The organism is Streptomyces sp. UNOB3_S3 (assembly GCF_020740895.1).
Taxonomy (GTDB): Bacteria; Actinomycetota; Actinomycetes; order Streptomycetales; family Streptomycetaceae; genus Streptomyces.
The window spans coordinates 1-10,471 of record NZ_JAILXP010000257.1 but is presented as its reverse complement, the minus strand read 5'-3'; the positions used below and the strand labels follow the sequence as shown (position 1 = coordinate 10,471).

At 68.1% G+C, this 10,471-nt stretch carries 9 protein-coding genes; 8 read left to right on the top strand and 1 reads right to left on the bottom strand.

Going from position 1 to position 10,471, the window contains the following annotated elements; all coding sequences use genetic code 11:
• The first annotated feature begins 45 nt into the window (after positions 1-45).
• The 8 genes from K6I33_RS24495 (at position 46) to K6I33_RS24460 (ending at position 9,634) form a co-directional block, all read left to right on the top strand.
• Positions 46-1,647 carry an ABC transporter substrate-binding protein gene (locus tag K6I33_RS24495; protein WP_229356683.1) on the top strand — a complete coding sequence of 534 codons (1,602 nt, stop codon included), beginning with the start codon at positions 46-48 and terminating at the stop codon, positions 1,645-1,647.
• A 38-nt stretch (positions 1,648-1,685) separates the two neighbouring features.
• Positions 1,686-2,687, top strand: coding sequence for an NADP-dependent oxidoreductase (locus K6I33_RS24490; protein WP_229356682.1), 1,002 nt, complete (start codon positions 1,686-1,688; stop codon positions 2,685-2,687).
• A gap of 21 nt (positions 2,688-2,708) precedes the next feature.
• Positions 2,709-3,392 carry a hypothetical protein gene (locus K6I33_RS24485; RefSeq protein ID WP_229356681.1) on the top strand — a complete coding sequence of 228 codons (684 nt, stop codon included), beginning with the start codon at positions 2,709-2,711 and terminating at the stop codon, positions 3,390-3,392.
• A 346-nt stretch (positions 3,393-3,738) separates the two neighbouring features.
• The gene (locus tag K6I33_RS24480) at positions 3,739-5,382 is read left to right on the top strand and encodes an ABC transporter substrate-binding protein (RefSeq protein WP_229356680.1); all 1,644 of its coding nucleotides are present in this window, start codon (positions 3,739-3,741) and stop codon (positions 5,380-5,382) included.
• Between the two features lie 165 nt (positions 5,383-5,547).
• Positions 5,548-6,474, top strand: a complete 927-nt coding sequence (locus K6I33_RS24475) for an ABC transporter permease (RefSeq protein WP_189451621.1) — start codon at positions 5,548-5,550, stop codon at positions 6,472-6,474.
• Positions 6,467-7,420 carry an ABC transporter permease gene (locus K6I33_RS24470; RefSeq protein WP_229356679.1) on the top strand — a complete coding sequence of 318 codons (954 nt, stop codon included), beginning with the start codon at positions 6,467-6,469 and terminating at the stop codon, positions 7,418-7,420. The genes K6I33_RS24475 and K6I33_RS24470 overlap by 8 nt, the downstream gene beginning before the upstream one ends.
• Before the next feature lie 11 nt (positions 7,421-7,431).
• The gene (locus K6I33_RS24465; protein WP_374285740.1) at positions 7,432-8,493 is read left to right on the top strand and encodes an ABC transporter ATP-binding protein; all 1,062 of its coding nucleotides are present in this window, start codon (positions 7,432-7,434) and stop codon (positions 8,491-8,493) included.
• Positions 8,486-9,634, top strand: a complete 1,149-nt coding sequence (locus K6I33_RS24460; protein ID WP_229356678.1) for an ABC transporter ATP-binding protein — start codon at positions 8,486-8,488, stop codon at positions 9,632-9,634. Before K6I33_RS24465 ends, K6I33_RS24460 begins: the two co-directional genes overlap by 8 nt.
• Positions 9,635-9,732: 98 nt before the next feature.
• Here the strand turns inward: K6I33_RS24460 and K6I33_RS24455 are convergent, their stop codons facing one another.
• Positions 9,733-10,251: a YbaK/EbsC family protein gene (locus K6I33_RS24455; RefSeq protein WP_229356677.1), complete on the bottom strand. Its 519-nt coding sequence runs from the start codon at positions 10,249-10,251 to the stop codon at positions 9,733-9,735.
• Positions 10,252-10,471: the final 220 nt, after the last annotated feature.

Here is a 10,471-nt window from a genome sequence, read left to right as displayed (position 1 = left end):
TATAAGAGACAGCCCCCACTCCATCGCTACCGCCAGGGAATACTGATGCCGACCAGATCCACGCTCGCCAGACTGGCCGTCTGCGCGGCCACCGCATGCGCCCTCGTGGCCACCACCGCGCCCGCCGGCGCCACCGGCCCGGGCGGCGGCGGGGAGCTGCGCGTCTTCGCCGAGGAACCGGGCCATCTGATGCCCGGCAACGTCGACCAGAGCGAGAGCCTCATCGTCGACTCGGTGCTCTACAGCGGGCTGGTGCGCTACGACCCCAAGACCCTCCAGCCGGTGAACGTCCAGGCGGAGTCCATCACCCCGTCCGCCGACCAGAAGGTCTGGACCGTCAGGCTCAAGAAGGGCCTGACCTTCCACAACGGCGAGCCGGTCGACGCCGACGCCTACATCCGGGCCTGGAACTACACCGCCTACGGCCCCAACCAGCAGGCCAACAACGACTTCTTCCGCAGCATCCAGGGCTACGCCGACCTCCAGCAGGGCAAGGCGAAGAGCCTCTCCGGACTGAGGAAGACCGACCGCCGGACGTTCACGGTCAATCTCTCCGAGCCCTACAGCGGCTTCAGGACCATGCTCGGCTACATCGGCTTCCACCCGCTCGCCAGGGCGTGCCTGGCCGACGTCAAGGCCTGCGACGAGAAGCCGATCGGCAACGGCCCCTACCGGATGGAGTCGTGGGAGCACAACAAGGTCATCCGCACCGTCCGCTTCGACGGCTACAAGGGCATCCAGGGCAAGTCCAAGCGCATCACGTTCAAGCTGATGGAGAACGTCTCGGACGGCTACGACGCCCTGGAGCGCGGCGAGCTCGACGTGGTCCGCAAGCTGCTGCCCGGCGACAAGCTGCGCGACGCCCGCCAGAAGCACAAGGACACCCTCATCGAGGTGCCCATGGCCTCCCTCCAGCGGATCGCCTTCCCCACCTACGACGCGCGCTTCAAGGACAAGCGGGTGCGCCAGGCGCTGTCCATGGCCGTCGACCGCAAGGCGCTCGTCGACACCCTCTACGCCGGCGCGCACGTGCCGGCCGAGGGCTTCGTCTCCCCGGTCTTCCCCGGCGCCCGGAACTCCTGCGGCTACTGCGCCTACGACCCCGAGCGGGCCCGGAAGCTGCTGGCGGAGGCGGGCGGCTGGCAGGGCGGCAAGCTGGAGCTGTGGACCAACTCCGGCGCCGATCACCAGGTGTGGATGGCCGCGCTCGGTGAGCAGCTCAAGAAGAACCTGGGCATCGACTACGAGGTCAAGGCCGATCTGCCGTACTCGCAGTACGTGGACAAGATCCACACCAACACCATGACCGGGATGTTCCGCAGCGGCTGGAACTCCGACTACCCGAGCATGGAGAATTTCCTCAACCCGCTCTACGGCAAGAACGGTTCGACCGCCGTCACCGGCTGGACCGACCCCCGCTTCGACGAACTCGTCGCCCAGGGGAACCGGGCGGCGAACCAGGACGAGGCCATCGCCTTCTACCAGAAGGCCGAGGACCTGGTGGCCGAGGACATGCCGGCCATGCCCGTCTGGTACGTCCGGGGATCCACGCTCCACTCGCCGGACGTCAGCGGCGTGGTCGTCAACCCCGTGGGCGGGGAGCCCATCCTCGCCGGCATCACCCCGGCCGCCACCACCCGTCGTTAAGACGTCGTTTCCGACGTCGTTTCTAAGGACCCAGCAGCATGCCCACCGCATTCCACGCCGTACACCAGGTCGCCCAGCCCGAGGGGATGCCCGCGGCCGACGACTTCGCCTTCGTGACGGGCACCCTGCCCGACCCGGCGGCGGGCCAGGCCCTCGTCGAGAACCTCTATCTGTCCGTCGACCCCTATATGCGCGAGTGCATGAACGGGGTCTGGGAGCTGAACGCCCCCCTGGAGGGCCGGTCCGTCGGACGCGTCCTCGCCTCCGAGGACCCCCGGCTGGCCGTCGGGGACCTGGTCTTCCACCGGCAGGGCTGGCGCACCCACGCGCTGGTCACCGCCGACGAGGTCCGGGTGATCCGGCAGGCCGGGGGCGTCCCCCTCAGCGCCTACCTCAGCGTGCTGGGCGGCACCGGGCTCAGCGCCTATGTGGCGCTCACCCGGATCGCCCGGCTCCAGGAGGGCGAGTCCCTGTTCGTCTCCGCCGCCGCGGGCGGCGTCGGCACCGCCGCCGGGCAGCTCGCCCGCATCCTGGGCGCCGGGCGGGTGATCGGCAGCGCCGGGTCCGCCGCCAAGGTGCGGCACCTCGTCGAGGACCTGGGCTTCGACGCCGCCTTCGACTACCACGACGGGCCGGTCACCGCGCTGCTGCGCCAGGCGGCACCCGACGGCGTGGACGCCTGCCTGGAGAACGTCGGCGGCGACCACCTGGAGGCGGCCATCGACACCGTCCGCCCCCACGGGCGCATCGTGTGGTGCGGCGCGGTCTCCACGTACAACGACCCCGAGCACCCCCCGGCCGCGCCGCGCAACCTCTACGAGGTGGTCGGCAAGAGCCTTCGCCTGGAGGGCTTCCTGGTCCGTGAGTATGCCCATGTGCAGGAGGAGATGGAGGAGGCGCTGATACCCCATATCCGCTCGGGGCGGCTGGTGCCGGACGAGACGGTGGCCGACGGCTTCGACCGTGTCGTCGACGCGTTCCTCGGCATGCTGCGCGGGGAGAACACCGGAAAGATGATCGTCCGGGTCGGCGGGGAGTAGGCCCGGGTGGAGGAGGCCGAGATGTCCCGGATTCCCGTCGTCGCCGTCGTCGACGCGTATGGCACCGCCCGCCACCTCGGCCCGCTCCTCCGGGAGCGCGGCTACGCGCTGCTGCACATCCGCGAGGAGCTCCTCGGGGCCGGGGAGCTCCTCCAGGCCGTCGCCGCGCACCGCCCGGTCGCCGTGCTGGCCGGCGCCCCGAGCGGGGCGGGGCTCGCGGACCTCCTCGCCGAGGGCCTCGGCCTGCCGGGTAACGGCACCGGGCTGAGCGAGGCCCGCGCGGCCGGTGCGCTACCGGGGGAAGACCCGATCGAGGGCACCTTTCACGTCAATACGGTGAGCCTGGACGGGCTGCATCACATCTGCGACATCTGGCGGGCGCCGGGCCCCCCGGGCGCCGATGTCTGGGACCCGGCGGGCGACGTGACGCTGCTCCCCCGGCGGGGGGACGAACAGGACCGGCTCGTGGCCGCCGCCCTCGCCGCCCTCGACGCCCTCCGATTACGCACCGGCCCGGCGCACTCCGTCTTCCGCCGCACCCCGGACGGGCCGCGCCTGATGGGCGTCCGGCCGGGGATCGCCGGACGGCTGCCGCTGCTGGCCCGCGAGGCCCTCGGGGCGGGGCAACTGGAGTGGACCGTGGACGCGTACGTCGGGCCGGAATGGTTCCGGATGCGGGCGGGGCGCGACTACGGCGTGTACTGAGGACGGACCGCCCCCACCCGGAGGTTGTCCGGAAGTCGGTCCCTCGAGTCCGGATGTTGTGTTAACAGTCCGTTTCAGACGTGTCTGTCTGTGGTTGCTTTGTCCGGATTTACCGATGTCGGCGAAGATCGATGTGACCAAAGCGAGACCCTGTAAGTGTGGTTTAAAGGGCGGTCGTACTCAATAGTTGGGTTCACTGAGCTCGGGTCAATGGGTCACGCGCTGTGGGGAGCGCCGACTCACGAGCACACTCGAGGTGCCGGTTCCGTCTTCCGCTGTCAGGGGTGTCAGCGGGGGACCGGCGCCTCACTTGTAGCGAAAAGTGGACTCTTGAGGAGGCAAACCCATGCGCGGTGCCAGGAGCGCCAAGTGGGTCACGTGCGCGATAGTCGTGGCCATGGCCGCGACGGCTTGTGGCGGTGACAAGAGCGACAGCGGTGGCGGTCTGACGGACGGAAAGGTCGACTCCAACGGGACGATCACCGTTCAGACCAACGAGCCGCAGAACCCGCTCCAGCCGGCGAATGCCAAGGAGAGCCAGGGTCACCGGGTGCTGAACACCCTGTTCTCGACGCTGGTGACGTACGAATCGGGCACTGCCAAGATCGTGAACGTCAACGCCGAGTCGGTGACGTCCTCGGACGCCCAGCACTGGACGGTCAAGCTCAAGCCGGGCTGGAAGTTCCACAACGGCGAGACCGTGACCGCGCAGTCCTACGTGGACTCCTGGAACTGGTCGGCCAACACCAAGAACAACCAGATCAACTCGAACTGGTTCAGCGACATCGAGGGCTTCGACGACGTCCACCCGGCGGAGAAGGGTGCGGAGCCCAAGTCGGACAAGATGTCGGGCCTGAAGGTCGTCAGCGACAACGAGTTCACGGTCACCCTCAAGAACAAGGTCCCGTACTTCAACTACAAGCTGGGGTACATCGTCTGGGCGCCGCTGCCCCAGGCCTTCTTCAAGGACCCCAAGGGCTTCGGTGAGAAGCCGGTCGGCAACGGCCCCTACCAGTTCGACTCCTGGGCGCACAACGACAAGATCGTTGTGAAGAAGTGGGACGGCTACACGGGCCCGAACAAGGCCAAGAACGGCGGCATCACCTTCAAGAACTACACCACCGCCGACGCCGCCTACAACGACCTCCGTTCGGACAACCTCGACTGGGTCGAGCAGATCCCGGACACCTCGCTGACCAGCTACAAGCAGGACCTCGGCGACCGCGCGGCCACGGTGGAGTACTCGGCGATCCAGGACGTCGCCATCGCGTACTACTCCGACCAGTGGAAGAGCATCGACAACAAGGTCGTCCAGGGCCTGTCGATGGCGGTCGACCGCGAGACCATCACCAAGAACACCCTCCACGGCACCCGCGTCCCGGCCAACAGCTTCGTCGCCAAGGGCGTGCTGGGCTACCAGGCCAACTCCTGCGGCGAGGCCTGCACCTTCAACCCGGAGAAGGCCAAGCAGCTCATCAAGGAGGGCGGCGGCGTCCCGGGCAACAAGATCTTCATCCAGTACAACGCCGACCTGAACCACAAGCCGTGGGTCGACGCGGTCTGCAACAGCATCCGCACCAACACCGGTGTGGACTGCGTCGGCGACTCCAAGCCGAACTTCAAGGCCGACCTCGACACCCGCGAGAAGAAGCAGGTCAAGTCGCTGTACCGGTCGGGCTGGAACCTCGACTACCCCGTCAACGCCAACTTCCTGCGTGACCTCTACGGCTCCAAGGCCGACGGCAACCAGGGTGGTTACGAGAACAAGGAGTTCGACGAGCTCGCCGCCAAGGCGGACAACGTCAACTCCCTGGACGAGTCGGTGAAGCTCTACCAGGAGGCCGAGAAGGCCCTGACCAAGAAGCTTCCCGTCATCCCGCTGTGGTACTACGCCGTGAACTCCGGCCAGTCCACCAAGGTGTACGACAAGATCAAGTACGGCCAGGACGGCGAGCCCCTCTTCTGGGCCATCCAGGTCAAGCAGAAGTAACCCCAAGGGCGGCGACGCCCAGGTACTCGTACACCCGCAAGGCCGGTGCCGCCGACCCGTCGGCGGCACCGGCGCTCCCGCACATCCCCGGCACCGCAATTCCCCCCACACGCAAGGGAAGTCAGGCTGTCCGGCGTCGCGGGCTGCGACTGACTTGGAGGCATGATGGGGCGTTACGTCGCGCGGCGACTGCTCCAGATGATCCCGGTGTTCATCGGGACCACGCTACTGATTTTCCTGATGGTGCACTGGCTCCCCGGCGACCCGATCAAGGCGCTGTGGGGCGACAAGGTGCCCGACCCGGCCCAGGTCGAGGCGCTGCGCCACAAGTACGGCTTCGACCTGCCGCTGTGGCACCAGTACTGGAACTACATGACCGATCTGTTCCAGGGCAATTTCGGTGAGACCTTCGGCGGCCGGCAGGTCTCCGACGTGATGGGCGAGGCCTTCCCGGTCACCATCCGGCTGGCGGTCGTCGCGTTCGTCATCGAGGTCGTCCTCGGCATCACCCTCGGCGTCTTCGCGGGCCTCAAGGCCGGCAAGGCGCTGGACACCGCCGTCCTGGTCTTCACCCTGCTGGTGATCTCGGTCCCGGTCTTCGTCCTCGGCTACATCTTCCAGACCGTCTTCGGCGTCCAGCTCGGCTGGGTGACCCCCAACGTCAGGAACTCCGAGGACATCACCGAGCTGATCCTGCCGGGCGCCGTGCTCGGCTCGCTGTCGCTGGCGTACGTCGCCCGGCTGACCCGCACCACCATCAGCGAGAACCTGCGCTCCGACTACATGCGCACCGCGCTCGCCAAGGGCCTGCCCCGGCGCCGGATCGTCGGCGTCCACCTGCTGCGCAACTCGCTGATCCCCGTGGTCACCTTCCTCGGCACCGACATCGGCGCCCTGATGGGCGGCGCGATCGTCACCGAGGGCATCTTCAACGTCCAGGGCGTCGGCCAGCAGCTCTACCGGGCCGTCAACCAGGGCGAGGGCACGACCACCGTCGGGATCGTCACCGTCCTGGTCCTCGTCTTCCTGTTCACCAGCCTGATCGTCGACCTGCTCTACGCGGTCCTGGACCCGAGGATCCGGTATGCCTGACGTGACCAAGACCTCCGGCACGGCGGCGACCGAGACCGCCGGGAACGGGACGGCCGTAGCTGCCGCCCCCGCGGCCGTCGGCAAGCCCCGCAGCCTCTGGAGCGACGCCTGGCGCGACCTGCGCCGCAACCCGTTCTTCGTGATCTCCGCGCTGCTGATCGTGCTGCTGCTGGTGATGGCCGTCTGGCCGTCGCTGTTCACCAGCACCAACCCGCGCAACGGCGACCTCACGCACCACTTCCTCACCAAGCCGTCGTACGGTGATGTCTTCTCGGCCGACTGGTTCGGCTACGACAAGCAGGGCCGCAGCATCTACGCGCGTGTCGTCTACGGCGCCCGCGCCTCGATCAGCGTCGGTGTGCTCGTCACCATCGCCGTGACGGTCCTGGGCGGCCTGGTCGGCATGATCGCCGGCTACTACGGTGGCTGGGTCGACTCGCTGCTCTCCCGCCTCACCGACATCTTCTTCGGCATCCCCTTCTTCCTCGGCTCGATGGTCATCCTGGTGAGCTTCTCCGACCGGAAGGTGTGGGTCGTGGCCGCCGCCATGGCCTTCCTGGGCTGGACCCAGATCGCCCGGGTGATGCGCGGTTCGGTGATCACCACCAAGCAGTCCGACTATGTGACGGCCGCCCGGGCGCTGGGCGCGGGCACCGGGCGCATCATGTTCCGGCACATCCTGCCGAACGCCATCGCGCCCGTCATCGTCGTCGCCACGATCGCCCTCGGCGGCTACATCGCGGCCGAGGCCACGCTGTCGTACCTCGGCCTCGGTCTCTCCGAGCCGACGATCTCGTGGGGCATCGACATCTCGGACGCCAAGGACTCCATCCGGGACAACCCGCATGTGATGTTCTTTCCCGCCGGCATGCTCTGCATCACCGTGCTCGCGTTCATCATGCTCGGCGACGCGGTGCGCGACGCCCTCGACCCCAAGCTGCGCTGAGGGAGGCGTACGTGACCACTGCGACCGAGAAGACCGCGAACGCCCCCGAGCCGGCGGCCGACGGCGACAAGAACGTCCCGCTGCTCGAAGTGCGCGACCTCCATGTGGAGTTCCACACCCGTGAGGGCGTCGCCAAGGCCGTCAACGGCGTCAACTACACCGTCGACGCCGGTGAGACCCTCGCCGTGCTCGGCGAGTCCGGTTCCGGCAAGTCCGTGACCGCGCAGGCCATCATGGGCATCCTCGACATGCCCCCCGGGAAGATCCCGCAGGGCCAGATCCTCTTCCGCGGCCAGGACATGCTCGCCATGTCCGCCGACGAGCGGCGGAAGATCCGCGGCCGGAAGATCGCCATGATCTTCCAGGACGCCCTGTCCTCGCTGAACCCCGTCCTCAGCGTCGGCTACCAGCTCGGCGAGATGTACCGGGTGCACCAGGGCCTCTCCAAGAAGGAGGCCAAGGCCAAGGCCATCGAGCTGATGGACCGGGTCCGCATCCCGGCCGCCAAGCAGCGCGTCGACGACTACCCCCACCAGTTCTCGGGCGGTATGCGTCAGCGCATCATGATCGCGATGGCGCTGGCCCTGGAGCCGGACCTGATCATCGCCGACGAGCCGACCACCGCCCTGGACGTGACCGTCCAGGCGCAGGTGATGGACCTGCTGGCCGAGCTCCAGCAGGAATTCAACATGGGCCTGATCCTGATCACCCATGACCTCGGTGTCGTCGCGGACGTCGCCGACAAGATCGCGGTGATGTACGCGGGCCGCATCGTCGAGACCGCGCCGGTCCACGAGCTCTACAAGCGCCCGGCCCACCCGTACACCAGGGGCCTGCTCGACTCCATCCCGCGCCTGGACCAGAAGGGCCAGGAGCTCTACGCGATCAAGGGCCTCCCGCCCAACCTGCTGCGCATCCCCGCCGGTTGCGCGTTCAACCCGCGCTGCCCCATGGCGCAGGACGCCTGCCGCACGGACATTCCGGTCCTCCACCAGGTGACCGAGCGGGACGGCGCGGAGCTCGCCGGCCGCGGCAGCGCGTGCCACTTCTGGAAGGAGACGATCCATGGCTGAGACCGGTAAGAAGGACGAGGTCGAGGTCGCGACGCCGAACGTCTCCGAGGTGCACGTCAGCGACGCGTCGACGACCCAGGAGGTCGAGGCCGTCCTCGACGCCCCCGTCGAGCGCGGCGAGCCGATCCTCCAGGTGCGCAACCTGGTCAAGCACTTCCCGCTGACCCAGGGCATCCTCTTCAAGAAGCAGGTCGGCGCGGTCAAGGCCGTGGACGGCGTCTCCTTCGACCTCTACCAGGGCGAGACCCTCGGCATCGTCGGCGAGTCCGGCTGTGGCAAGTCCACCGTCGCCAAGCTGCTGATGACCCTGGAGACGGCCACCTCCGGCGAGGTCTTCTACAAGGGCCAGGACATCACCAAGCTGTCCGGGCGCGCGCTCAAGGCCGTCCGCCGCAACATCCAGATGGTCTTCCAGGACCCGTACACCTCGCTCAACCCCCGGATGACGGTGGGCGACATCATCGGGGAGCCCTTCGAGATCCACCCGGAGGTGGCCCCCAAGGGCGACCGCCGCAAGCGGGTCCAGGAGCTCCTGGACGTCGTGGGCCTCAACCCCGAGTACATCAACCGCTATCCGCACCAGTTCTCGGGCGGCCAGCGGCAGCGCATCGGCATCGCGCGCGGCCTGGCCCTCAACCCCGAGATCATCATCTGCGACGAGCCCGTCTCGGCGCTGGACGTCTCGGTGCAGGCACAGGTCATCAATCTGATGGAGAAGCTCCAGGACGAGTTCAACCTCTCCTACATCTTCATCGCCCACGACCTGTCGATCGTCCGGCACATCTCGGACCGCGTGGGCGTGATGTACCTGGGCAAGATGGCGGAGATCGGCACGGACGCCGAGATCTACGACCACCCGACCCACCCCTACACCCAGGCCCTCCTCTCCGCCGTCCCGGTCCCGGACCCGGAGGCGCGCGAGCGCCGCGAGCGGATCATCCTGACGGGCGACGTCCCGTCCCCGGCCAACCCGCCGTCGGGCTGCCGCTTCCGCACCCGCTGCTGGAAGGCGCAGGACAAGTGCGCGGAGGAGGTGCCGCTGCTGGCGGTGCCGGAGGTCTTCGCGGGCAAGTCCACGCCGGCCGCGCACGAGTCGGCGTGCCACTTCGCGGAGGAGAAGGACGTGGTGGGCGCGGCGTAGGCGCCGCCCCCTCGTGGTGAGGGCGCCCGGACCGATCCCGGATCAGGGACCGGCCCGGGCGCCCTCGGCGTATCGGCCTGCCGGCGTATCAGCGCGTATCAAGCGGCAGCGGCAGCGATTTCCTCGACCCGAGGCTCCGCGATCGTGAGGTAATCGCTGGTGGAGAGGGCGAGCGAGCGGTCGAGACGAGCGGCGTTGAAGAAGAACTCGGGGTGCTCGAGCAGCCCCGGGTCGACGATCAGCTCCAGCTCCGGGTCGAAGGAGAACGGCAGGATCGTCCCGCTCACGCACTGCGAGAGCCGCTCGGCGACGTCCTGCGAGGCGAACCCGGCGTAACTCCCGCCGAGCAGCCCCTTGATGGCGGCGAGGTCGACGCGCTTGTCGCCGGACACGACGGCGAGCACGTACCGCTTCTCCTTCTTGCCCAGCTTCACCATGACGACGATGCACTTGGCGGCCTGCGCCGGCGAATGCCCCCGCAACCGGCTCACGGCCTCGGTCCCGCCCTCGGCCTCGTGCTCGATCACCCGATAGGCGGCGCCGCGTTCGTCGAGCAGGGCGACCAGCTTCTCGTAGGTCTCGTCGGTCTTGTTGTAGACGGCCTCGCTCGCGCTCATGTCCCCACCGGTGTCTGCGTGTACGAATTAGCTTCAGGGTGCATGAGTATGGCAGAGGGTGGCGGCGGGGTGGGTGGGCGTAGTGCCGTTGGATGTGGGCGACTTCGGGTCGGACGCTGCGTCACTGCACGTTCTGAGGTCGGATGAGCCCGGCCTTCAGGTCATGGACGAACGTCAACCATGCGCTGGACTTGAAGAACAGGGTGGGGCCGTTGGGATT